Source organism: Archangium violaceum (assembly GCF_016887565.1).
GTDB classification, from domain to species: Bacteria; Myxococcota; Myxococcia; order Myxococcales; family Myxococcaceae; genus Archangium; species Archangium violaceum_B.
In genome coordinates this window covers 5,018,778-5,042,039 of sequence record NZ_CP069396.1, presented here as the reverse complement: position 1 = coordinate 5,042,039, position 23,262 = coordinate 5,018,778, and the positions used below count along the sequence as shown (strand labels likewise).

At 68.4% G+C, this 23,262-nt stretch carries 15 protein-coding genes and 1 pseudogene; 10 read left to right on the top strand and 6 right to left on the bottom strand.

Annotated features, from left to right (window positions below; genetic code table 11):
• Positions 1-122: 122 nt before the first annotated feature.
• The 4 genes from JRI60_RS20700 to JRI60_RS20685 all read left to right on the top strand — a co-directional run bounded on the left by JRI60_RS20700 (position 123) and on the right by JRI60_RS20685 (position 7,810).
• On the top strand, positions 123-2,216 hold the full coding sequence (locus JRI60_RS20700) for an OmpA family protein (RefSeq protein ID WP_204227575.1): 2,094 nt from the start codon (positions 123-125) through the stop codon (positions 2,214-2,216).
• A gap of 16 nt (positions 2,217-2,232) precedes the next feature.
• Entirely contained in the window at positions 2,233-3,831 is a 1,599-nt protein-coding gene (locus tag JRI60_RS20695; RefSeq protein WP_204227574.1) for a hypothetical protein, read from the top strand.
• A 122-nt stretch (positions 3,832-3,953) separates the two neighbouring features.
• Entirely contained in the window at positions 3,954-7,103 is a 3,150-nt protein-coding gene (locus JRI60_RS20690; RefSeq protein WP_204227573.1) for a HEAT repeat domain-containing protein, read from the top strand.
• A 26-nt stretch (positions 7,104-7,129) separates the two neighbouring features.
• Positions 7,130-7,810 carry a GON domain-containing protein gene (locus JRI60_RS20685; protein ID WP_204227572.1) on the top strand — a complete coding sequence of 227 codons (681 nt, stop codon included), beginning with the start codon at positions 7,130-7,132 and terminating at the stop codon, positions 7,808-7,810.
• 38 nt (positions 7,811-7,848) lie between these two features.
• Here the strand turns inward: JRI60_RS20685 and JRI60_RS20680 are convergent, their stop codons facing one another.
• Positions 7,849-8,592: an alpha/beta fold hydrolase gene (locus tag JRI60_RS20680; RefSeq protein ID WP_239470634.1), complete on the bottom strand. Its 744-nt coding sequence runs from the start codon at positions 8,590-8,592 to the stop codon at positions 7,849-7,851.
• A gap of 166 nt (positions 8,593-8,758) precedes the next feature.
• Here JRI60_RS20680 and JRI60_RS20675 point away from each other — a divergent pair, with 166 nt between their 5' ends.
• Positions 8,759-9,754 carry a hypothetical protein gene (locus JRI60_RS20675; RefSeq protein ID WP_204227570.1) on the top strand — a complete coding sequence of 332 codons (996 nt, stop codon included), beginning with the start codon at positions 8,759-8,761 and terminating at the stop codon, positions 9,752-9,754.
• Positions 9,755-9,788: 34 nt separating this feature from the next.
• Here JRI60_RS20675 and JRI60_RS20670 read toward each other — a convergent pair whose 3' ends face one another.
• Positions 9,789-11,996: a site-specific recombinase gene (locus tag JRI60_RS20670; protein WP_239470820.1), complete on the bottom strand. Its 2,208-nt coding sequence runs from the start codon at positions 11,994-11,996 to the stop codon at positions 9,789-9,791.
• Positions 11,997-12,077: 81 nt separating this feature from the next.
• Here JRI60_RS20670 and JRI60_RS20665 point away from each other — a divergent pair.
• Positions 12,078-12,479 (top strand): annotated as a pseudogene (locus JRI60_RS20665) (hypothetical protein); the annotation flags it as partial.
• A gap of 11 nt (positions 12,480-12,490) precedes the next feature.
• On the opposite strand, the gene JRI60_RS20660 reads toward JRI60_RS20665, so the two are convergent.
• A complete protein-coding gene (locus tag JRI60_RS20660) occupies positions 12,491-12,856 on the bottom strand; it encodes a hypothetical protein (RefSeq protein WP_204227568.1) in 366 nt (121 codons plus the stop codon).
• 371 nt (positions 12,857-13,227) lie between these two features.
• On the opposite strand from JRI60_RS20660, the gene JRI60_RS20655 reads away from it, so the two are divergent.
• On the top strand, positions 13,228-14,370 hold the full coding sequence (locus JRI60_RS20655; RefSeq protein WP_204227567.1) for a hypothetical protein: 1,143 nt from the start codon (positions 13,228-13,230) through the stop codon (positions 14,368-14,370).
• Positions 14,371-14,434: 64 nt separating this feature from the next.
• On the opposite strand, the gene JRI60_RS20650 is transcribed toward JRI60_RS20655, so the two are convergent.
• Positions 14,435-14,959, bottom strand: coding sequence for a glycine cleavage system protein R (locus JRI60_RS20650; protein ID WP_204227566.1), 525 nt, complete (start codon positions 14,957-14,959; stop codon positions 14,435-14,437).
• A 211-nt stretch (positions 14,960-15,170) separates the two neighbouring features.
• Here JRI60_RS20650 and JRI60_RS20645 point away from each other — a divergent pair, with 211 nt between their 5' ends.
• Both JRI60_RS20645 and JRI60_RS20640 read left to right on the top strand, forming a co-directional pair.
• Positions 15,171-15,764 (top strand): DUF1993 domain-containing protein, encoded by a 594-nt coding sequence (locus JRI60_RS20645; RefSeq protein ID WP_204227565.1) that lies wholly within the window; start codon positions 15,171-15,173, stop codon positions 15,762-15,764.
• 333 nt (positions 15,765-16,097) lie between these two features.
• The gene (locus JRI60_RS20640) at positions 16,098-18,674 is read left to right on the top strand and encodes a PAS domain-containing sensor histidine kinase (protein WP_239470633.1); all 2,577 of its coding nucleotides are present in this window, start codon (positions 16,098-16,100) and stop codon (positions 18,672-18,674) included.
• A 113-nt stretch (positions 18,675-18,787) separates the two neighbouring features.
• Here JRI60_RS20640 and JRI60_RS20635 read toward each other — a convergent pair whose 3' ends face one another.
• A complete protein-coding gene (locus JRI60_RS20635; protein ID WP_204227564.1) occupies positions 18,788-20,236 on the bottom strand; it encodes a tetratricopeptide repeat protein in 1,449 nt (482 codons plus the stop codon).
• A gap of 47 nt (positions 20,237-20,283) precedes the next feature.
• Positions 20,284-20,907, bottom strand: coding sequence for a hypothetical protein (locus JRI60_RS20630; RefSeq protein ID WP_204227563.1), 624 nt, complete (start codon positions 20,905-20,907; stop codon positions 20,284-20,286).
• 295 nt (positions 20,908-21,202) lie between these two features.
• Here JRI60_RS20630 and JRI60_RS20625 point away from each other — a divergent pair, with 295 nt between their 5' ends.
• Positions 21,203-23,230, top strand: a complete 2,028-nt coding sequence (locus JRI60_RS20625) for a lipoxygenase family protein (protein ID WP_204227562.1) — start codon at positions 21,203-21,205, stop codon at positions 23,228-23,230.
• The last annotated feature ends 32 nt before the right edge of the window (positions 23,231-23,262 follow it).

Here is a 23,262-nt window from a genome sequence, read left to right as displayed (position 1 = left end):
GCGTCAACCTTCATGCGCGGGTCCGAATCATGCCGCCGAAGCTGCCAGGGGGCCAGCGTGTCGGACTCGACGTGTCCGAGCAAGAATTGTGAGGAGGTCCCCCCCGCGTATACTCGGCGGCCGTGCGACTTCCGCGACCCTCGTTGTCCTCCTTCCCTCTGAACCCCCTGCTGCTGACGGCCCTCCTGGGGACCGGCACGGCCCGTGCGGAGGACCCCCCCGCGTCCACGACGCCCCCTTCCGCGCCCCCGGCCGCCCTGCCCTCGGAGACCAGGGCCCTCGCCTCCCCGGCCGCCCAACGGACGACCCAACCGGTTGGCTCCGGGGACCTGTTCCACACCCCCGCGACCGTCGGCAACGCCTTGAGCGCCCCGGGGAATGTCCGCCGCTCGGCCACCCCCACCGGCGGGGTGGGACTGCTGCGCGTGGCGGGCGCGGACCTCGGGCGCCCCGGGCTGCTGCGCCTGTCGCTCTCCGGGGAGCTCTCCCCCAGCGCCGACTTCCCCGTGCGGGATGCGAAGAACTCCCGCACCGGGGGCACCTTCGGCCTCTCGTACGTGCCGCTGGACTTCCTCGAGGTGTCGCTGGCCTACACGGCCTCGGCCAACAACAACACGCGCTCCTCCCCCACCCTCATCCAGGCGCTCGGCGACGTGACGCTCGGCGTCAGAGGCACGAAGCAGTGGATTCCAGGGCTCTGGGCGGGCGGAGACCTGCGCGTCATGTCGTTCTCCGGCGTGGGCAGCCAGGACAAGGTCGCCTTCGGCTTCTCGCCCCGGGCGATCGCCACCTATGACACGAGCGGGGTACTGCCCCTGCCCGTGGCCCTGCGCGTCCATGCCAACCTGGGCCTGCTGGTGGATGGCACGGGCTCGCTGGTGGACGCCGACCGGCTCAACGCCGCCGAGGAGTACGCGCTGGGCATCAACCGCTACCCGCGCTTCACGGCCGGGCTCGGGGTGGAGGCGCCGCTGCCCATGGTCACCCCCTTCCTCGAGTACGGACTGGCGTCCCCGCTCGGCGTGGAGGGCGGCCAGCTCGTCGCGCCGGACGGGACGCTCGTGCCCGTGGGCCGGGTGGCGCCGCAGACGCTCGGGTTGGGCGCCAGGGTGACGGCCCTGCCGAACTTCACCTTCACCGCGGCGGCCGAGTTCGGTCTCACGCGCCAGGTGGGCCGGGGCGTGACGCCCGTCGTGCCCTTCAACCTGGTGCTCGGAGCCTCGCTCAACGTGGATCCGCTGGTGCAGTCGGGCGCCGCTCCCCAGGGGATGGGCCGGGCGGAGAGCACGCCGACGGTGACGCCGGTGACGCGCCCCCAGACCGCCTCGGTCGCCCAGACGGCCCAGGTGTCCGGCGTGGTGCTGGACGCCAAGACGCGCCAGCCGCTGCCCGGCGTCCTCGTGGCCATGGTGGACTCGACGCTGCCGCCGGTGGCCTCGGATCCGCGCGATGGCCGCTTCCTCACGTACTCGCTGCCGGCTGGCCCGGTGAAGCTCGCCGTGCGCAAGGAGGGCTACCTCCCGCTGGAGAAGGAAGTGGTGCTGAAGGCGGGCGAGACGGCCACCGTGGAGCTGGCGCTCGTGGCGGAGGTGAAGCCGGCGACGCTCAAGCTCGCCATCACCTCCAAGCGCAAGCCGGTGTCGGCCACGCTGGCCTTCCTGGGCGGCCCCGAGCCCCGGCAGGTGGCCTTCTCCGAGGGCAACGCGGCGTCCCACGCGCTGCAACTGCCCGCGGGCCTCTACCGGGTGGAGGTCACCGCCCCCGGCTTCCTGGCCCAGACGCGCAACGTGCGGGTCGCCGATGGCGCCGCGCTGGACCTGGCCTTCGACCTGGAGCCCGAGCCGAAGCAGTGGCTGGTGAAGCGCGAGAACGACAAGCTGGAGCTGCTCCAGCCGGTCCGCTTCGCGGAGGGCAAGGCCACGCTGCTCCCGGACAGCTACCCGATGCTCGCGCAGGTGATGGACCTGGTGGTGCGCACCGGCATCAAGCGCATCCGCGTCGAGGCCCACACCGACAGCCAGGGCAACAAGGAGACCAACCTCACCCTGTCGAAGGACCGGGCGCGCGCGGTGGCGGACTACCTGGTCACGGCGGGGCTGGATGTCTCGCGGATCGAATCCGAGGGCTTTGGTGACAGCCGCCCCATCGCCCCCAACCTCACGCCCAAGGGCCGCGAGCTGAACCGGCGCGTGGAGATCGTCATCGTGGAGCCCTGATAGACTGGGCTCCACCATGTCCAACCGCTCTCCGAGCCGGGTGCTCGTGCGCCCGGCGCTGCTGCTGCCCCTCCTCTCGCTGGCCTGTAACAACCCCCCGCCCGTCACCACGCCGGACCCGCCCCAGGTCAGCGTCATCGTGGACGAGCCGAGCACCGTGGGGACGAGCCTCAAGCTCTCCGTCTCCACGTCCGGTTGCGACCAGGTGCAGCGTGTGGACCTGCTCGACAACAACGAGCTGATCAAGCAGGTGGCCTACGCCGGCAATCCCACCCCCGTGGTGCTGGGGATGAGTGAGATCCGCTACTCGCGCGGCATCGCGGCGAACCTGTCGATCACCGCGCGCGTCACCTGCGCCGACGGACGCAGCAACATCTCCCAGGCGCAGCCGGCCACGTTCCTGCCGGTGGCGGAAGTGGTGGAGCCCACTTCATCCACCGACCAGGTGGTGCCGGACGTCTTCATCGCCGAGGGCAAGGAGTCCCAGAGCAACGTGGCGTTCATCGGTTGCGCCCAGGAGGGCAACGGACGCTCGGGACTCTACAAGGTGCCGAGGAGCAACCCGGACAACACGCAGCGCGTGGAGATGATCATCCCGTGCGCCCGTGACACGAACATCACCGACCGGAAGCCCGCCGGCACGGGCTGGCGCTGGGTGTGGACGCCCAACACGGGGTTCTTCTCCGTCAGCTCGCAGTTCACGTTGGGCACCGCGGTCCGCGTGAAGGTGGATCGGCTCACGGTGCTGCCGAATGGAGATGCCCTGGCCTGGGACGAGGGCGAGGGCGGCACCCCGAAGACCCTGGCCCGCTACAACCCCGCGGGCACGAAGCTGTGGCAGCTGGAGGGCGGCTCCCCGGACTCGACCAGGGACATCCCGGGCTTCCTCATCGGAGATCCGGTGGACCGGGGGGACGGCACCATCGCCGTCCCGGTCCAGAGCGGCGTCATCGGCGGCGAGGCGCAGATCATGGTGGGGGTGCTGTCCAAAGAGGATGGACGGTGGACCAGCAACTTCTCCCTCATCGACACCCAGACGCCCTTCAACGCCCCGGCGCCGGCGGTCGCGCTCGACTCCACGGGCACGCGGCTCTACATGGCCACGCAGGGCACGAGCGCCGCGTACGTGCGCGCCTGCGCCATCACCGGCATCTACGGTGATGCGGGGCGGTGCGATCCGCCGACCAACCGCAAGTGGATCTCCTCGGATCTGACGGGACAGGTGGTGGCCCTGGTGCCCTATGCCAGTGGCACGCGGCTGGCGGTCATCGCCACGAACCGGACCTGGTTCCTGGACACGGCGAACGGGCAGTTGGTGAACAAGGACAAGCAGTCCCTCTCCCCCACCGGCGCGCTGGTGGCGCGGCAGGTGCTGCCGGGGCTGGACCAGTCCTTCTACCTCTTCACCAGCGGGGTGGCCACGGAGTCGCAGCCCATCCCCTACCCCGTGGAGATCATCGCCACGGACGCGGCGGAGAAGGGCGAGGTGTTCCGTTATCAGGTGCCGGGCGGGAGCATCGCCGGTGCCACGGACGACGCGGGCGCGCTCTGGCTGCGCGTGGGCCGCAAGCTGGTGAAGCCGCTCTCGCTGGAGCAATACCGGCAGGTGCGCTGAGCCGCCGAGCATGAGGGCCAGCGGGGAGACAGCCTGACGCCGTCTCCCCTGCATGCACCTGCCTTCAGCTGACAAAGCGACTCGCGGGCATCCATCTCTTGAATGGAAAGAGCGGAGGCCACATGCGCGGACGAGACGTACTGCCGCTGTTGCTCGCCGCCTGCGTGGCACTCGGTGGGATCGCGCGGGCGGCTCCCGCCACCTCCGAGCACGGGGAATCACCCGAGGTCATCCAGGGACTGCTCGCGGCCCTGGATGATCCCGACGACGAGGTGGTGGCCACGGCCCTGGTGATGCTGGTGGACCCGAGCCTCCCCACCCATCCCGACCTCCAGAAGCGGCTCGAGTCCTTCCTCCAGCAGCCACGCCTGAAGGAGGCCCTGGAAACCAGAAGAGGGACACTCTGGAAGGCCGCCATTCTCGCCCGAGCAACCCTCGGTCTGGCCTCCCCGGATGAAATCCCCTTCCTCATCGAGTGGCTCGAGAACCCGTTCACGCTGAAGGACCATGCCCTCGGCACGAACGTCAGTGACGTGGCGGCACGGGCTCTGGGGAGCATGGGAGAAGCCGCCAGGGCATACCTCCCCCGCCTCGTGGAGATGCTCGATGACCCGGGGGTTCAATGGAAGGCAGCGCGGGCCCTGGGGAACATGGGAGAGGTCGCCAGGGCGTACCTCCCCCGCCTCGCGGAGTTGCTCGAGGACCCCGGGGCTCGGGGGCCCGCGGCACTGGCCCTCGGAAGCATGGGAGAGGCCGCCAGGGCGTACGTTCCCCGCCTCGGCGAGCTGCTGAAAGACCCGGACCCCGAGGTCCGTCGGACATCGGCACTGGCCCTGGGAAACATGGGAGAGGCCGCCAGGGCGTACGTTCCCCGCCTCGGCGAGCTGTTGAAAGACCCGGACCCGGGTGTTCGTCGGGAATCGGCACTGGCCCTGGGAAACATGGGAGAGGCCGCCAGGGCATACGTCCCCCGCCTCGTGGGGCTGCTGAAGGATCCGGACGCACTGGTCCCTGACGAGGCGGCGCGGGCCCTGGCCAACATGGCGGAATTCTCCAGGGCGCAAGCTCCCCGCATCGGCGAGCTGCTGAGGGATCCGGACCCCCGGATCCGCGCGGCGGCGGCACTGGCCCTGGAGAACATGAGAGAGGCCGCCAGGCCATACCTCCCGCGACTCTTCGAGCTCATCAAGGATCCGGACCCGGGGGTCCACGGGGCGGCGGCACAGACCCTGGGAAGGATGGGAGAGAATGCCACGGCGTACGTCCGCCAGCTCGGCATGCTGCTGAATGCTCGGGAGCCGGGGGTCGCTGGGGCAGCGGCACTGGCCCTGGGGCACATCGGAAGCGCCGCCAGGAAGGAGGCCCCACATCTCATCCCCCTGTTGGAGAGCAATGACGGGGAGACCCGGATGCGGGCCAGTGACGCGCTCGTCGCCATGGCCCCACTCCCCATGGAGCACATCGCCGCCCTCGTGGTGTTGGCCGAGAAGGATTCGACCACCCTCCCCCTGGGCCTGGTCCAGGCCTATATGGCGGGAGGAGGCGATCCCCAGGTGGAGCGCGCCCTGCGCTGGCTCGGGGGCGACGGGCGGCAGACGCCCCAGGAGCTAAGCCCCGAGGAGGCGTACGAGACCCTGCGAGCCTTCCACGAGCTCTGGCCCGCCACCAGTCAGTATCCGGACCTGGGGGAGGAGCTGGCACGACAGATCGCCCAGGTGGTGTACCTCAACCGGGGCAAGTGGACGGTGGAGGGTCGTGCACTGATAGCGCAGCTCGAGGAGCAACTGAGGAGCGCTCAGCTGAAGCAGGCCGATGAGCTCCAGGCCGAGCTCAGGACGCTGGAGCGTGGGCGATGGCTGAAGAAGTTCGCCTGGAGCTGGGCGGGGCATGCGGGCTTCTGGATGCTGCTCATCTTCTTCTATCCCCGCTCGCCCCAGGTGCAGGCGATCTTCTTCTGGAACCCCTGGGTGCGAAGGATCCTGGGCTTCGGGTACGTGGGCCTGTTGCTCACGTGGGTGCCCTTCCTGCGGCGCCGCCTGCTGGCGCCCTTCCATGATCTGCTGCTCGCGGATGCCGACCTGGAGCACTTCCAGGTAGAGGCCTACTTCGACCGCTCCGAGGTCCTCATCGCCTCCACGGGCCAGCGGGAGCTCCTGTTGAAGGCACTCCCGAGCCTGCGGGGTCAGGTGGTGCTGGAGGGGGCGTCGGGGCTCGGCAAGTCGATGTTCATCAAGTACCTGCTGCGCACCTCGAAACACCTGTCGGTGTACCTGACGGCACAGCGGTGCAAGGAGGGGGTCCTCGAGGCCATCCAGGCGAAGCTGGAAGGGCATGCGCGGGACACCACGTTCCTGCAGAGCATCATCTACAGCGGGGCGCTGGACATCTACATCGACGGGCTCAACGAGGTGGCGGCGGACACCCGGGCGCGCATCGTCCAGTTCGTCGAGCCCAAGTTCCACGGTGACATCCTGCTGGCGACCCAGCGGATGGAGTGGACTCCACCGGTCACGGCGCGCCTGTACGAGCTCCAACCGCTCTCCGAGGAGCGGCTCTCCGAGTTCCTCCTCGGCCGCGCGCCCCTGCTGGGAGCGCGGGCGAGACCGCGAGGCGAGGCCTCCTACCGCGAGGCCTGCGAGCACTTCTTGAAGCGGGCACTGTCCCCCGAGCAACCCGGGGAGCTGCGCCAGGCGATGCTGGAGGTGCTCTCCAACCCGATGGATCTCACGGTGGTGGCGAGGATGCTGTCCGAGGGGCACTCGCCAGATCTGTTCCACCTGCGGCGGCAGCAGTACGAGCTGATGGCGAGGGACTACCAGGCGGTGAACCTGGCCGAGTTCCCCCTGGAGGCGCTCTCCGAGGAGGCGTACCAGATGAGGAAGGAGGACCGGTCGGCCATCTCGGAGGAGAAGTTCGGCAAGGAGCTGCTGCGGATGGAGGCCTTCAAGATGGTGGTGCGCCGGGAGTGGAGGGGCGCGGAGGGAATGCAGGGGCGCGAGTGGCACTTCCGCCACGACAAGATCCAATGCTTCTTCATCGCCCAGACATTCCTGGGACCGGACAACCCGCGCATCATCGAGCACATGGAGGATCCGCGCTTCCGAGGCGTCTACTTCCTGCTGACGGAGTTGCTGGAGCCAGGAAACGCGAAGGAATTGCAGGACCACCTGGTGGAGCACGCCGCCGAGACGCGTGACCATACGGTGAGCGACGAGTTCGTGAACCTGCTCAAGGCGAGGCGGCACGCGGAGCGGGTTCGCGACGGGGCGTAGCGCCGAGCAGCATCCTCCAGGAATACATGGGTGCGATCCGTGGTCTTCCGTCGTGTCTGGGTGGGCTTGTCCTGGGGCTCACCGTGCTGGGCAGTGGCGCGGCGTCCGCCGCGCCGGACACATGCTCGGAAATCAAGGTGAGCAATCCGTCGGCTCCGGATGGGGAGTACGTGCTGTACATCGGGCAGGACTCCAGCAAGCCCTGGACGGCGTACTGCCATGACATGGCCGGCCGGCCGGCCGAATACCTGACGCTGAACAAGACGGGTTCCGGCTTCAACTTCGCGCAGTACATCGCTGGCGGCTCCTCGCCTGGCTCCACCGTGGTCACCCTCTACACCCGGATCTGGATCGATCCCTTCACCCTGAGGGTGGACACCTCCGACCAGAGGTTCTCCACGTCATCGGGTAATCTCTGGCACGGCCGTCCAGTCACCTCGATGACCTACGGGACGGGCATGTCTTGCAACTGGGCTCCGGGCGGGGCCAACATCGACCTGACCGGCACCCCGTTCGAGGTGGCTCCGGATCAATTCGTCACGAAGGGCTATCTGCCGAACGGCACGGTCCAGTATTCCAGCGGCAACCAGGTGGTGAACGTGACGGGCGGCGGCAACTGCGGCTGGACGGGTCCGTTGGCCGCCAACAACCCCTTCAACCAGCGCGGCAGCTTCCAGATCGACCTGCGCTACAAGGTCACTCCGTAGAGCGCGCGGTACCCATCCGCTGGCGGGTTTCCTCGCGGTCACGGACCGCCAGCGGCGGGTGGGCGGGTGCCCTCGTGCAGGAATGCCAGCGCCGTGCGCACGAACGGCTCGCGGTGCTCCCCGAAGATGGGGCCGTGCCCCGCGTTGGGGACGATCCAGAGCCGCGCGTCGGGGATGGACCGGAACAGTTCGAGCGACAGCTCGGGCGGGTACAGCGGATCATGGTCCCCGTTCACCACGAGGGTGGGCGCCACGATGGTCGACAGCAGCGGGCCCGTGAAATTCATGTCGTCGTAGCTGTCGGCGAAGCCACGCCCGATCCGCCACAGGGCGCGAATCTGCTCATCACCGTGGACGTGGCGGCCCCGCATCTCCGCCCACTCGGCTGGGGAGCGGGTCTCCTCGGTCATCGCCGCCATCAGCTTTCGCGCCTGGGTGGGGTAGTACGGCGTGGCCGCGACGATGACCATCCGCCTCACACGTTGGGGGCGCAGCGTGGCCAGATGCAGGAGCGTGTTGCCCCCAAAGCTCAACCCGATGGCCAGCGGCTGCTCGATGCCAAGCTGGTCGAGCAGCGCCAGGACGTCGAGGGCGCACTGCCGCATCGTCAGGGTCCCGGAGGGGTTGGTCGATCCGCCGTGGCCGCGCAGGTCGGGGATGATGAGTTGGAACTCCCGCGCGAGCGCGTCCAGGTCGAAGACATACCGCCAGTCGGAGCCCGCCCCCGTGAAGCCATGGAGCAGCAGCAGGGGCTCTCCGTGCCCGCGGACTTCGTAGGACAAGTCGATTCCATGAATCGCCAACGACTTCCGCTCGGGTGAGGTGTCGAGCAAGGTCTGCCTCCCATTCGGCCGCGCGCCCATCCCCGGAGCTTCCACTCCCTCCCGCTCCGCGTGCAATCTGATGTCGCCTTCCAGGTTGGAAGAGCCACTCGAGGAGGAATCAAGAATGAAGCGGACATGCAAGACGGGCCACATCCTGGCGGGCGGATTGTCGATGCTGGGCCTCATCGCGACCCCCGGCACCTCGCATGCGGCCCTGACGGTGTACGAGCAGGCCGCGGTGGACACGGCCAACACCTCACCGGACTGCACGTCGCTCGGGGACTTCTACTGGGAGGTAGGGAACGGCACGGCGAAGCTCTTCGGCTTCTCACGAGGCAGCGGCGTGGCGGAGACGACGGTGATGCCGCTCGCCTCCGCGAGCAAGTGGCTCTACGCGAGCGCCTACCTGCAGTCCAAGGGCTACACGAATCTCAGCGCGGCCGAGAAGAAGCGGCTCAACTTCACCAGCGGCTACCTCGAGGGCACCGATACCATCTGTGGAGACGCGGAGACGACCGTCTCGGACTGCTACGGCCCGAGCTACAAGAACGTCTCGTACAAAAGCCTCCAGGACGGCAAGTTCTTCTACGACGGCGGTCACATGCAGAAGCTCGCCCTGGATGACATGGGCGGGAGGATGGGCACGGGCCTGCTCAGCATCATCGACTGGCTCAATGCCCAGCTGGGCACCAGCCTGCCGGAGTCCTCGAGTGCCGTCGCCGTGGCCGGAGGATTCTGGGGCAGCGCGGCGCACTACCGCGTCTTCCTCCAGAACCTGCTCGGCAACCAGTACGCCATGTCGGTGAGATTGAACGCCGACGCCGTGCCCGCCTGGCCCGGTGGCCCTGGCGTGACGTACACGCCGTGGACGGCGGCGGGCCAGGCGTATTACGGGCTCGGACACTGGTTGGAGCGTGAGCTCGTGAACAACGTCTGGAGCGTGACGGGCCACTCCTCGCCAGGGATGTTCGGGTTCTACCCGTGGGTGGATGCCGGGAAGAGCCAGTACATGATCCTGGCCCGCGCCCGCCTGAATACCACCGGAGGTGAAGGCGAGATGTCGCGCGTCTGCGCGCACGAAATCCTCGAGGCCTACACGGTGGGGGTCGTGCAGCCCTGAGCCCCGCCGCCCGGTGCCTGGCGCATCGGACACCTCAATGAGTGCGCGGGGAGTGCTCCTCTCCCTGTCTCCCATGAGCGGAGGAGCGCGGGCGTGCCGCCGACCGCACACCGTACGGTGAGGAGGGCCGGTGGACCGGAAGCAGGGGCTGGGGCGGGAGGATGAAGCTGGAGAGGGAACGGAGGCCTCCAGCGAGGACCGCGCAGGCCAGGCGAAGGAACCCCACCGGCTCCAGCCCTCGCGCTCGCACCGCCGCGGAGAGCCCCAGCGAGAAGCTCACGGCCAGGTTGACCACTCCCACCAGGACGAGGCCCAGCACGGCCCAGAGGAAGTCCGGCTCCACCAGTCGCTCGGGCCCCAGCGTCACGCCAGCGAAGGAGAGCGTTCCAGCACTGAGGGTGACGTGCCGCACGTCCAGAGTCAGGCCGAAGAAGCGACACACCGCGGGGGTCATGCCCAGCAGCAGACCGAGGCTGACATTCGCGCCCAGGCCGCACGCATGGCGCGCGAGTGCCTCGCCCAACCCTCTCGCCCGCGCCCCGCCCAGCAGGCCAACGAGGCCCTCGTGCCGCGCGAGCGCCTCCGGCAAACGCCTGTAGTGCACCCAGTTCTCCAACCATCCGCCGCAGACGCTCGAACACCACAGCAGCACCCCGGTGAGGGCGGCGAAGAGGAGCGTGCCACTCTTCAGCGGGTGGAGCGAGTGCACCACGTACTCCGCCTCCTTCACGTCCAGCAACGGATGGCCCCGGAACGTCTGGAGGACGACGCCCACCAGGGTGACGGTGGCGACCACCGCGCCGAGGTTGCCGAAGACCGAGGCCAGCTGGGAGCGGGTGATGCAAGCCAGTTGCTCCACCAGGCTGTGCATCCCCTTGTCGCCGGCCTTCACGTCCATCGAGGCCGCCAGCGCCGCGGCCGTCATGGAGGGCTGCTTGGTGGCCAGGGTGAAGCCGAGCAGCTGGATGAGCAGGAATCCCAGGGCGTAGTTGGTGGCGGCCGCCAGCCCCTCGAAGAAGAGCGGCAGCGCCGCGAAGGCGATGAGCAGCTTGAACGCCGCGGTGCTCGCGGTGAGCAGCCCTCCACCCGCCGCCGCGCTCACCATCTGGTGGTACTCGTCCTGGGTGGTGGTGATGTAGTGACGGCCCACCTCGCCCGTGTGCTCGAAGATGCGCCGCGAGATGCAGCGCACGCTGCTGCGGAACAGACCCACCACACTGCGCTCCTGCGCGTGCGCATGAACCAGGCAGGAGAGCAGCCGGGTGGCTGCGCCCGGCAGAGCCTGGGTGCGGTCCGGAGCGAGGAACCACAACAAGGGCTCCAGCCGGTCCAACGCGTGGCCGAGCTGCTCGAGCCGGTAGACGAGATCGGTTCCCACCGCGTGCGCATCCATGTGGCGCAACACGCCCTGCACGGCGGCGCGACAGCCGGAGAGGGCCTCGGAGCAGGCCTCACGTGCCCGCTCCACCGCGAGCCCCTCCGGGTCCGCCCGTACCTCCACCCGCAAGGCCTCGCATGCGCGCGGCAGGAGGACGAAGGGAGACAGCTCGAGCGGCCCCGGCGGTAGCCTGGCCAGCACGTCGCCCTCCAGGCCGAGGGCACTCGCGCGCGTGGCGAGCACCACCACCGCGTCCTCCACCGCCGCCTTCAACGGGGAGAAGGACGGCGAGCGAAGCAGGGCGCAGAGGGCCACCACGTGCTCCTCGGACAGCTCGTCCAGCCAGGCCTCCCCATCCTCACCGGGGAACAGGCGCCACACCCATGGCGCCAGGTCGTGCTCGTCCGGCGCGGGGGGCACCAACCGTCGTCCGAGCCGCGCCACGGCATCCCCCAGCAGGCTCCGGCCGGCGGACAGGCCCGGCTCGGTGAACAGCCGCAGCGCGGACGTCTCGGCCAGCACCGACGCGACGACACCGCGCAACCGCTCGCACCATGCGGGCACCTCGGCGAGCACCTCCACCAGCAGTCGCAGGCGCGCCGAGCCAGAGGACTCCACCGACGCCAGCCGCCCGCGCCGCGAGGGAGTGGCGCCACGTGTTCGAAGCCAGCGGGCCAGCTCTTCCAGCCACTCCATGCGCTCCGTCAGCGATGCCCGGGGCCGGGCCGATGTCATCAGCGCATGCAGCTCGCGCAGTCGCTCCTCCGCCTCGGGAGTCCCCGGGTAATGGTCGAGCAGGCGTTCCAGCGAGGATGGGTAGAGATCGGGTTCGGAGCGCGGGACCTGAACGGGGCTGGAGATCATGGACACGGAATCTTTGTCCTCAAATCAACAAAACCCGAAATGGGGTGGCCGAGCCTGCCTGTCCCACGGGCCAGCCCGTTCGTGGACAACGAGGAACGTGCTCGCGAGCATTACAGCACCCTCGCCGAGCACCTCGTGGCCCTGCTGCACACGGAGGTTCCCTCCGTCTTCGAGGCGACGCCCGAGTCCCTCACGGACGCCGACTTCTACTTCTGGCGCGAGGAGTTCCCGACGAGCCGCCTGCGGGAAGTCATCGACCAGACCGCCGTGCCCGCCATTGGCGCGTACCTGGGCGAGGTGCTGGTGCGCAACCTCGGCGGCCAGTGGATTCCGCGCCAGAAGCTGGAGGAGGCCCAAGTGCTCGTAGGCAACCGCGTGTGGTTTCCTTTTGCCCGTGCGCACCAATACATGCGCTCGTGTCAGACGCTGCTGGACTACTCCCTCACCCAATTCTACCGCGTGGCCGAGCGGCACCGAGTCTGAAACCGAGTGCGCTACCGGACGAACACGGGGGCGAACACGTCGACGGAGTACGGCACCACCGCCGCGCCAGCGGCACGGACGCGGACGAGGAGAGTGCCTCCATGCTCGGCTCGCAGGAGGCGCACCTCACCCGCCTGGCGCTGGACGATGTCTCCAGGTGCGCCCAGCGGCAGCGGGCTGCCCTTGCCATCGAGGAGCTCGACCTCCAACGCTCCCAGCGCCGCGTCCCAGCGCACGACCGCGCCGGAGGGGTAACAGCAATCTCCATGGGCATGAATCCAGTCCGCGTCCCCAGGGCATGCCACCCTCCCCTCGAGCTTCAACGGCCCATGATTGAAGATATGGGAGACGGCGGGAGCGGCCAGTCCCTGCTCCAACGTGTCATTGTCCTCCCACGCGTCATCGGTACAAGCCGGGCCGGCAGGTGACCCATTCCCACGCGGGAGCGCACTCCCCTCCCCTGCCGTGCGGCAGGCCCCTATCCCACACAACGCTCCCCCCATCAGCGCGAGATACAGGGACATCATCACCCGGCGACTTATAGCAGGCATGGGAGCGCTCCTTTGACTCGGGAAACAATCGGGACAAGGGTTTTCTGGACGCCACTGGAACCCAGATCCGGCGCCAGGGGAAGCGGGCGGCCGGGCTCCGGATGTTCGGAGGACGTCACATCACATCCGCTTCGACGCGACTCCAATGCTTTCCGGTAGGGTCGTCACCTGGACTGGACCCTCCGATGGAGCGAGTCATGCAGCGAATCGTGAGCCTTCGACGGATGATTGGATTCTCCCTGGCGCTCGGACTGTGTGTGCTGGCGGGACGGGCCGAGGCCTGGGAAGAGGGCCGTTTCCGCGTCCTTCCGGCCAACTCGGGAGATCTGGTCGCCTTCGTCCACGGGCTGAACCACCCGACGACGGGCTATGCGGTGCCCTCGGCGACCCGCCTGACGAACTTCAACGCCTTCCTCGACGCGGTGTTCACGGCGACCAACGCCAGCCTGGCCAACCCGGAGACAGGAGACTGGTGCCTGGTGATCTCCCGCGCCGCGACGGCGGGCTACACCGTCCAGCGCTACTACGACACGGTGACGGACCGGTGGTTCATCCACGCCTTCGACAACACCGGCGAGGGGCAGGCCTCCCTGTTCATCAACCCGGAGGCCCGGCGCAACCTGGTCATCGAGGTGCCGCACTCCCAAACCTTCACCGGCTCGGCGGCGGAAGACTATACGGGGCGCGAGGGCATCCGGCTCTTCGTGGACCTGTCGGCCCGTGCCCTGATCCTCAATGGCGCGACCCGGTGCGCCAGCGCCACCGACACCAGCTGTGATGGTTCGCAGAGCCAGTGCACCAGCACGAGCAGCCCGCCCCGCCGCTCCGATGTGGCCCACGAGACGGAGACCTTGTTCTTCGCCGCCCACCAGCGCTTCGAGGACCTGTTCGACTCGCGCTTCGTCCAGCTGCACGGCAAGGGCAGTGGCGTCGCTCGCGCCATCATCGGCGATGGGACGATCAACGACACCTTCGCCAGCTCGGTCGCGATCACCTACGCCAACAACCTGTCGTCGCGGCTGACCGCCACCGACAGGCGGGTCGATGCCTGTCAGGCCTCGGGCAGCCCGGAGGAGGCGCTGTGCGGCAAGACCAACGTCGAGGGCCGGTACACCAATCGGCCCGCGGGCAACGCCTGCACCACGGGGACCTCGACGTACGTGGGGCGCTTCCTGCACATCGAACAGGAACGGGACCTGGGCGATACGCTCTGGGACTCGGTGAGCGAGGCCGTCCGGGATACCTGGTACCCGGCCGCCACGTGCGACATGAACAACGCCAGCACCTGCCTCCTGGGCCCGGCGCAGGTACAGCACTCGGCGCGCACCTGCCCTCACTGAGCGCCCGCGTGGTCTATCGAGAGGCGCGGCCGGGGTGGAGCCGCGCCCTCGGGCGGTGCCTCCGTCAGATGGCGTCGAGATCGATGTCGCAGCCGATCTTCTCGCCGAGCGCCCCCAGCTCGTCCCGCATCCTGCGGGCGCTCGTGCCCTGCGGAAGGGTGACGACGCCCTCGAGCACGAAGAGCGGCGTCCCCGCGAAGGGGGCCGACTCGACCCGCGTCTCGAGCTCCTCGACATTGACGGAGTGCTGGCGGAGGAGCGCGGTCACGCGGGCGGCGATGCCCGGCTGGTCGTTGCTGTAGACCTTGAGGCGGTAGGGAACGCCGCCAGGAGCCCGAGAGGTGCTGGCGGCCGCCTCGTACATCTCGAGGCGGAGCCCCATCCCCGAGCCGTCGCTCTCGAGCTTGCGCCGGAGCGAGGCGAGCGCATCAGGGGAGCCCTCGATGAGTGCGAGCAGGGCGAAGTGGCCGCGCAGGTTGACCATGCGGCTATCGGAGAGGCTCGCGCCTACGTCGAACACATGACGGGTCAGGTCGGCGACGAGCCCGGGACGATCGGGACCCACTGCGGTGACGATGAGCTGAGGCATAGGGCGAGCACCATAACAACCCGGCTCGGCGTCGCGAACGCACATCCTTCATGGAGCGGGGCCGACCTGTCGGAAGCTGACGTTCCGTCGCCGCCGTGCCGGAACCAACGGTCATGGCACCCCAGAAGGTGCGGGCGCTCTCCCCGGGAAGGCCATAACCTCGGTCTTTCCCGAACCAGCCCGCACCAGCAGGTCACGAACAGGCACCGCCATGGAAATCCCGGTCTATCAAGCCAGCATCCCCACCCTGGTCCGCATGCTGCGGAACCTGGGTCATATCCTTCAAAAGGCAGCCGCTTTCGCGGAGAAGGAAGGAACGAGCCCGGAGCTGCTCCTGGAGCGGCGCCTTCATCCGGAGATGTTCCCGCTCTCGCGGCAGGTGGAGATCGTCGTCTCCGGCGCGAAGGGGTGCGCCGCGCGCCTGGCCGGCCGCATCGCTCCGGACGATGAGACGCGGGAGCTCTCGGTCTTCAACAGGGGCTCCGAGCGGGAGTTCGGCGAGCGATTGACGTCCTTCACCGCGCTGCGGACGCTGATCCAGGAGGCTCTCGTCTACCTGGAAACGATCTCGCGGGAGGAGGTCGACGCCGCGCCAGAACGTCCCATCTCGGTGGCCAAGCCGGGGGAGGTTCGCGTCTTCGAGAATCCCCAGACGTTCGTGCTCAGCTTCGTCCTCCCGAATCTCTATTTCCACATCACGGTGGTGTACGCCTTGCTGAGATCGGCGGGGGTTCCCCTGGGCAAGCAGGACTTCGAGGGAGCCCCAGCCTATCGAGTCCGACGCACCGTGGAAGATGCCGGGTGAGCGGACAGGCGCCACCCGCCCTCTCCGCCAGACGAGGTAACACATCGTCCCCGGGCGCGTCGTGGGCACCTCGCACGGACAATGGCACCCCCTCAGCAGGACAGGGAGGAGAAGAGCTGATTTTGTGATGTACTTGCCGTGTTGCAAAGTTGACGTGACACGGCGGGGCTTCGTCACAAGGGGAGCAAGGAGTCCATGACGACAGCAGCAGACGGGCATGGACGTGAAGCAAGGAGGAAGCCTTCCGTCCCCTCCTTCCCCGAACTGCTTCTCCAGGTAGGCACCAGCCTCCATGCCTCGCTGATCATAGATAGTCAGGGTCGGATCATCCGGATGGACAGCTCGTTGGCACCTACTCCCGGGTGGGGGGACGAGGTGCCGCTCGAAGGACGGGATCTCGAAGAGGTGCTCCACCACCTCCCCTGGCTCACGAAGGCACTCCGGACGGCCCTCACCGGGAAGGAGACGGTCTGCGAAAGCGGCGAGCCGACTCGGCGGCTGAGAGCCCTCGTGCTTCCCGTTTTTGGAGATGCGGATCAATGCCTGGGGGCATGTGCCCGCCTGAGCGCGATCGAGACCGTGCGACCCGAGGCGGCCCGCCACGAGGCGCTGGAACAGGAGCTCACCCGGACCCAGCAACAGTACGAAGAGCTCCTCAACGCCTTGGATTGCATCGTCTGGGAAGCCGACGTGGGCTTCCGCTTCACCTTCGTGAACAGACAGGCTGAGCGCCTGCTCGGCTATTCCCCCCTCCAATGGATACAGGAGCCGGATTTCTGGGAGAACCACGTCCATGCCGAGGACCGCGGGTGGGCTCAGGCCTATTGCATGAAGGCGACCCGGGAGCGCAGGCCCTATGAGTTCGAGTACCGCATGGTGGCCGCGGATGGACGCCTCGTGTGGCTCCGCGCCCACGTCACGGTACTCTTCGAGGAAGGACAGCCCCCGAAGCTCCGCGGCATCATGGTGGATGTCACCGAGCAGCGCCAGGCCCGGGAGAAGCTGGAGCAGACGGTCTCGCTGCTACGCGCCACGTTCGATTCCATCACGGATGGCGTGCTCGTGGTGAGCAAGGAGCAGCGGCTCACCGCCTACAACAAGCGGTTCCAACAGCTCTGGGAGTTCCCCGACGACGCTCTGCAAGGGGCGCCAGACACCCAGAAGTCCCTCGAGATCGCGCTCGCCCAGGTCAAGGACCCGGAGCGCTTCAGCGCACGGATCCGTGAGATGTATTCGGATCCCGACATGGAGGGCGTCGACATCGTCGAGCTCCGCAACGGGCGCGTCTTCGAGCGCACCTCGATGCCCCAACGGCTGGGGAGCACCATCATCGGACGCATCTGGAGCTACCGCGACATCACGGAGGAGCGCCGGGCCCGGGAGAAGCTGGAGCGGGCGGCCTCGGTGCTGCGCGCCACGTTCGACTCCATCGGGGATGGAGTGATCGTGGTGGACACGAACCAGCGGCTCACCGCCTACAACAAGCGGTTCCAGCAGCTCTGGGGGCTCCCCGATGACGTCCTGCTGGTGAACATGGACGTCACGAAGGCGGTCACCGCCGCCGCCCCCCTGGTCAAGGACCCGGAGCGGTTCATCACGCGGCTTCACGAGATGTTCGTGGTCTCCGACCAGGTGTACGTCGATACCGTCGAGTTCCTCGACGGACGCATCCTCGAGCGCACCTCGCTCCCCCAGCGGCTGGGAAGCACCATCATCGGACGCGTCTGGAGCTACCGGGATGTCACGGAGGAGCGCCACGCCAAGGCGGAGCAGGAGCGGTTGTTCGCGGCCGAGCAGAACGCGCGCGAGCAGATGGAGGAGTCGTTCGCCCTGCTCGACACCTTCCTGAACAACGCGCCCATCGGACTGGGCTTCCTCGGCCGCGACCTGCGCTTCATCCGGACCAACGACGCGCTGGCCGCGCTCCACGGCAAGACCCGGGAAGAGGAGGTGGGCCGGGAGCTCCGCGAGATGACGCCGTACGCGGCGAGCACCATCGAGCCCCTCATGCGTCGGGTCATGGAGACCGGAGAGCCCGTCATCGGATTGGACATGGCGCTCGAGGTCCCAGCCACCCCGGGCCAGTTGAGATACTGGCGCGTCAGCTACTACCCCGTTCGGATGAAGAGCGGAAAGGTCGTGGGCGTCGGCGCCGTGGTCGTCGAGTTGACGCAGGAGCGCCTCGCGCAGGTGGAGCGGGAGCGGCTGTTGCGGGAGGCCCACGAGGCCATCCGGATCCGGGATGACTTCCTCTCCATCGCCTCGCACGAGCTGAAGACTCCCCTCACGCCCATCAAGCTCCACCTGCAGAGGCTCGAGCAGCGATGCGCCGCCGGGCAGCCCGTCCCGCCCCAGCTCGCGCAGAAGGCACTCACCCAGGTGGAGCGGCTCACGGGGGTGATCTCCGACATGCTGGACTCCTCGCAGATCGAGGCGGGCCTGCTGGAGCTGGAGCGCGAGCGCCTGTCGCTCCAGGAGCTCATCCGCGAGGTGCTGGCCGACTTCCGCCCGCGCAGTCTCCATCACCCGCTGGAGTACGAGGAATACGGGGAGGAGCTCGTCGTCCAGGGAGACCGGGGCAGGCTCCAGCAGGTGCTGACGAACCTGCTGGAGAACGCCCGCAAGTACAGCCCCCAGAAAGGGCCGATCCGCGTCGCGCTCACCGGGAAAGGAGCGGAGGCGATCGTCTCCGTCGCGGACTCCGGAATCGGCATCCCGGCGGACCAACAGGCGCACCTCTTCGAGCGCTTCTTCCGGGCCCGGAATGCCCCCGTCTCTGGCTTTGGCGGATTGGGGCTCGGGCTCTACATCAGCCGGCACCTCGTCGAGCGCCACGGTGGCCGCATCTGGGTGGAGAGCGAGACGGGCCAGGGCGCCACCTTCCGTTTCACCCTCCCGGTGGAGGACTGAAGAGCAGTCGATAAAGTCGTAACTCGTCGGACAGGGTCAGTGGATGCGCCCCATCGACCCGCGGAACCCGCTGAACATCGACACGCTCCAGTGACCCCGAGGAGTCCGCCAGGCTACTTCGGCGGGCGGAAGACATACTGGAAGACGGGCTCGGCGCGGCCAGGAGGGTACTGCGCGTCCAGGAACGCGAAGTACGCATGCCCAGCGAGCAGCGCGTCCCCGAGGCTGTCGTACACCACGGCCACCTGGGTCGCGTGCCCCGTCTCGTCCACCTGGACGCGCACCTTGAGGATGCCCTTGAGGTCTGGCTTCTCCTTGAGCCGCTCCATGTAGAGGGCGACCAGGCCCAGCGAGACGCGATTGTAGATCTGCTCTTGCGTCCCCTTCGCGGGCGTGGCCATCAGGCGGAAGCGCTTCACCACCGCGGCGGCCTCCGCCTCGGCCTCCGCGATGCGCTGCTCGGGGGCGGCGAGCGCCAGACGGTAGGCTTCCAGCGAGTCGCGCCACCGCTCCTGCTTCACGAGCAGCCGGCCCCGGCGCGCGTGGAAGTCACTCCGCTTCGGCGCGCGCTCCGAGGCCTTCAGGAGCCACTGCTCGGTAGCGGCCAGGTCTCCCCGGGCCTCGGCCAGCGAGGCCAGGCGGCTCACCGGCTCCGCGTCCGCCGTGTCCACGGACACGAGCCGGGTGAGGATCTTCTCCTCTTCGGCGGACCTGCCCAGGTCGGCGTTCAGCCGGGCGAACATCGAGAGCGGCGCGGGCGAGGAGCCACCGAGCGCGACATACCGGCCGAACGAGAGCGCGGCCTTCTCCCGCTCGCCCAGGGCGAGCCACGCCTCGCCCTGCGCCCGGTGCGCCTCCAGATCTTGGGGGCGGAGAGAGACGAGCAGCTCGCCGACCTCGGCGGCCTGACGCGCGTCCTTCGCCGCGCGGGCGAGCCGGGCCAGCGTCTCCAGTGCCTCGGGCTGCTCCGGCCAGGCCGCCACCGAGCGCGCCAGCTCCGCGCGTGCCTCGGCCTCCTGCTCCGGCCGCCGCGCGAGCATCAGGCCGAGGTCCGTGTGGAGCTGCGGCACATCCAGCCGCGAGAGTGCCTCGCGCAGGCGAGCCTCCGCCTCCACCGGCTTGCTCTCCGCCTGCAGCAGCAGGGCCTCGCCCCAGAGGGCGGGCGGGAAGCCCGGCGCAATCCGGACGGCGGCGGCCAGTGAAGCCCTCGCCTCCGCGTGCAGCCCCCAGCGCACGTAGATGATCCCCATGCCCACATGGGGCCACGGGTTCTCCGGGTGGAGGACCGACACGGCCTTGAGCTCGTTCCAGCACGTGTCCGCGGGGAACGAGAGCCACGCCTTGTAGATGCGGGGCATCGGATCGGAGGGCCGTGCCTCGGCGCTCGCCTCCAGGTCCCTGGCGAGCTGCGGGGCCCCGCCGCGCAGGCGCGCGGTCTGGATCTCCCGCAGCATCTTCATCACGTCTTCGGTGGGCGGCAGCGCCGGTCTGGCGCCCACCGCTGGCATCGCCACCAGGAGGAGCAACAGTGCCAGGAGGAGCTGGAATCCACGGGAGGGCATGGGAAGGGCGGCGACGATAGCATGTGCCACCTCCCTGTCCGCTCGGGTCAGAAGGCGTAGCCGAGCGCGAGACCCAACGAGATGCCGTTGCCGTACAAGAGTTGGAAGGCCTGCCGCTGCGCTTCGTTGGGGGTTCCGGAGACGATCTCCGGATTCTGGGTCAAGGCGAAGGCATAGCCGGCGGTCGCCGAGACGCAGAAGCCTCCATCCGCGAGGAACTCCAGGCCACCGACCACCTGGGCGAAGGGAGCGGGCTTCACCCGGGCGAGCACCCTGTTGTTGTTGGTATCGAGGGAGATGGGCTCGTCACCCGCGCCACCGGTCATCATCAATCCCGCGCCCAGGAAGGGCGTGAAATTGGAGGCGAGGAAGTTGTAGCGGAAGCGCGCGCCGCCCTTCCACCCCGACGCCGACAGCCCTCCCGCCATGTCGAGCGAGAGCGAGGGCATGAAGTGGTAGGTGGCCTGCAGCCCCACCCCGCTGAGGGTGTTCCACCCGGCCTCCGCCATGAGCGCGAAGCGACGCTGCGAACGAATGGGCGTGGAAGCTCCCTGCGGCGTCCCCTCCTGCGCGAGTGCGATGGACGGAAGCGCGAGGCTCGAGGCGAAGAACGAGACGAACACGAACGAACGGAACATGGACTTCCTGTCGGACAGACACACCGGCTTCATGCACTTCCCCCTCTTGGAGTTGAATGCCCTGCATCGAGTCAGAGCCGGCGAGCGGAAGAATCATGCGGAAAATCCACGGGTTTTCCGTGGGAGCAGCTCCAGGACCCTCGTGGAGGTGGTTGTCGCACATCCCGCTCGGGACACCGTGTCAGCCCGTGTCGTTCGACGTGTCGGCCCGTGTCGCTCGACGTGTCAGCCATGCGACACGGGGGAGTCGCTGGCGCCGTGGCGCGCGTGATGATGCGATGCGTTCCCCATCGGACATACGGCATGGGAGCTGCACGGAGGTGGAGCCATGAGCGTGGAATACAAGATCAAGGTTCGCACGGGCGCGCGTCTGGGGTCGGGGACGGACACCGACATCAGCGTTGTTCTGGTGGGCTCGCGGGGAGAGAGCGAGCAGCACGTCCTGGACAAGCGCTTCCACAACGACTTCGAGGCGGGAACGGAAGATGTCTATACGCTCGTGACCCGGGATGTCGGTGAGCTGCTCCTGCTGCGCTTCACCAACGCCGGGGGACTGGCGGGTGACTGGCTCCTCGACTTCGCCCATGTCACCTCGGGTGGCAACAGCTGGCACTTTCCGCACTACCGCTGGGTCCTGGCCCATACGACGGTCGAGGTCCTCGAGGGCTCGGCCGTGTTGCCGCAGAACGTGCGGCACGTACGCGCGGTGGAGGCCCGCCGCGCGCAGCTCGAGAACCGCAAGAAGATGTACCCCTGGCGCCCCGCCGAGGCGACCGCCTCGTTGCCCGGCGCGCTCGACATCAGCAAGGAGCGCCCGCTGCCCAAGGACGAGCTGTACCGGGGCCTGACCGAGGGCAGCTACGAGGGCGTCATCGCCAAGACGATGGCCACGCTCCGGCTGCACCTGCCCATCCTGACCGATGCCTGGAATGGGTTGGTGGATACCTTCGGAATCCTCAGGCACCTGGAATTGCCCAAGCTCGCCGAGCGGTGGCAGGACGACCACGAGTTCGCGCGGCAGGCCGTCCAGGGCGTCAATCCGCTCCACATCACGAGCATCACCGCCCTGCCCCAGGGGATGCCGCTCACGGACCAAGAGGTCCGGGGGCTGCTGTCGCCGGGCACCACGCTGGCGGGGGCGCTCGAGGCCAGGCGGGTGTTCCTGCTCGACTTCGAGGTGCTCGAGGGCATTCCCATGTTCCGCAAGGTCGACGAGCACGGAGTGGAGGAGCGGCGCTGGGCGCCCGCGTCCCGGTGCCTGCTCTACCGCGAGGATTCCCAGCGGCTGCGTCCGCTCGCCATCCAACTGGGCCGGGATCCGGCGAAGGATCCCGTGTTCACCCCGAACGATTCCGAGGCGGATTGGCTCGCCGCGAAGATCTACCTGCGCTGCAGCGAGGGCAACGCCCACCAGATGATCGCGCACGCGCTGCGCACGCACTTCGTGGTGGAGCCGTTCGTCATGGCCACGATGCGCAACCTGCCGGATCCGCACCCCGTCTACAAGCTGATGCGCCGCCACTTCCGCTACACGCTCGCCATCAACGAGGGGGCGCGCAAGGGCCTGCTCGACGAGGGTGGCGTGTTCGACGACTTCATCGCCACCGGGGGCCCGGACAAGGGACACATCAAGCTGGGCCAGAAGGGCTTCCAGCGCTGGAAGCTGGCGGACAACAAGCCGCGCCTGGACTTCGAGCGCCGGGGCGTGCTCGACCCCGCCATCCTGCCCGACTACCCGTACCGGGACGATGCCCTGCCGCTGTGGGACGCCCTCGAGGAGTTCGTGGGAGGCGTGCTCGCCCCCTTCTACAAGTCCGACGCCGACCTCGTGAACGACACCGAGATACAGGCATGGTGGGCCGATCTCCTCGCGCACGGCATCCCCGTCGACAAGATGCCCTGCGCCAGGCTCGAGCGTGTCGCGGACCTCACCGACATCCTCACCACCGTGCTCTACACGGGCAGCGTCCACCACGCCGCGGTGAACTACCTCCAGTACGAGCACTACGCCTTCGTCCCCAACGCGCCGCTGTGCATGCGCAAGCCTCCCCCGGAGCGGAAGGGCGTGCTGCGCCTGGAAGACATCGCCGAGATCATTCCGACCAAATCCCAGACACTCTGGCAGGTCGCCATCGGACGCGCGCTCGCCAGCTTCGGCGAGGACGAGGAGTTCCTGCTCAACGAGGGCGGGTGGCGGGAGACGTACTTCCAGGAGCCCGGGTTCCTCGCCATCCGGGAGCGGCTCTACGAGCGGTTGCGTGCCCAGCTCGAAGTGGTGAAGGCCCGCAACGCGAAACGCGACGTGCCCTACACGGTGCTCCAGCCCGACCGGATCCCCTGCGGCATCACCGTCTGAGTCGTTGCTCCTCCCGCCCCACCCGTGTCTCC

Excerpts from the sequence above, each read along its gene's own strand:
- JRI60_RS20695 (WP_204227574.1), top strand. The coding sequence starts at position 2,233 with ATGTCCAACCGCTCTCCGAGCCGGGTGCTCGTGCGCCCGGCGCTGCTG.
- JRI60_RS20690 (WP_204227573.1), top strand. The coding sequence starts at position 3,954 with ATGCGCGGACGAGACGTACTGCCGCTGTTGCTCGCCGCCTGCGTGGCA.
- JRI60_RS20685 (WP_204227572.1), top strand. The coding sequence starts at position 7,130 with ATGGGTGCGATCCGTGGTCTTCCGTCGTGTCTGGGTGGGCTTGTCCTG.
- JRI60_RS20675 (WP_204227570.1), top strand. The coding sequence starts at position 8,759 with ATGAAGCGGACATGCAAGACGGGCCACATCCTGGCGGGCGGATTGTCG.
- JRI60_RS20670 (WP_239470820.1), bottom strand. The coding sequence starts at position 11,996 with ATGATCTCCAGCCCCGTTCAGGTCCCGCGCTCCGAACCCGATCTCTAC.
- JRI60_RS20655 (WP_204227567.1), top strand. The coding sequence starts at position 13,228 with ATGCAGCGAATCGTGAGCCTTCGACGGATGATTGGATTCTCCCTGGCG.
- JRI60_RS20650 (WP_204227566.1), bottom strand. The coding sequence starts at position 14,959 with ATGCCTCAGCTCATCGTCACCGCAGTGGGTCCCGATCGTCCCGGGCTC.
- JRI60_RS20645 (WP_204227565.1), top strand. The coding sequence starts at position 15,171 with ATGGAAATCCCGGTCTATCAAGCCAGCATCCCCACCCTGGTCCGCATG.
- JRI60_RS20640 (WP_239470633.1), top strand. The coding sequence starts at position 16,098 with ATGGACAGCTCGTTGGCACCTACTCCCGGGTGGGGGGACGAGGTGCCG.
- JRI60_RS20635 (WP_204227564.1), bottom strand. The coding sequence starts at position 20,236 with ATGCCCTCCCGTGGATTCCAGCTCCTCCTGGCACTGTTGCTCCTCCTG.
- JRI60_RS20630 (WP_204227563.1), bottom strand. The coding sequence starts at position 20,907 with ATGAAGCCGGTGTGTCTGTCCGACAGGAAGTCCATGTTCCGTTCGTTC.
- JRI60_RS20625 (WP_204227562.1), top strand. The coding sequence starts at position 21,203 with ATGAGCGTGGAATACAAGATCAAGGTTCGCACGGGCGCGCGTCTGGGG.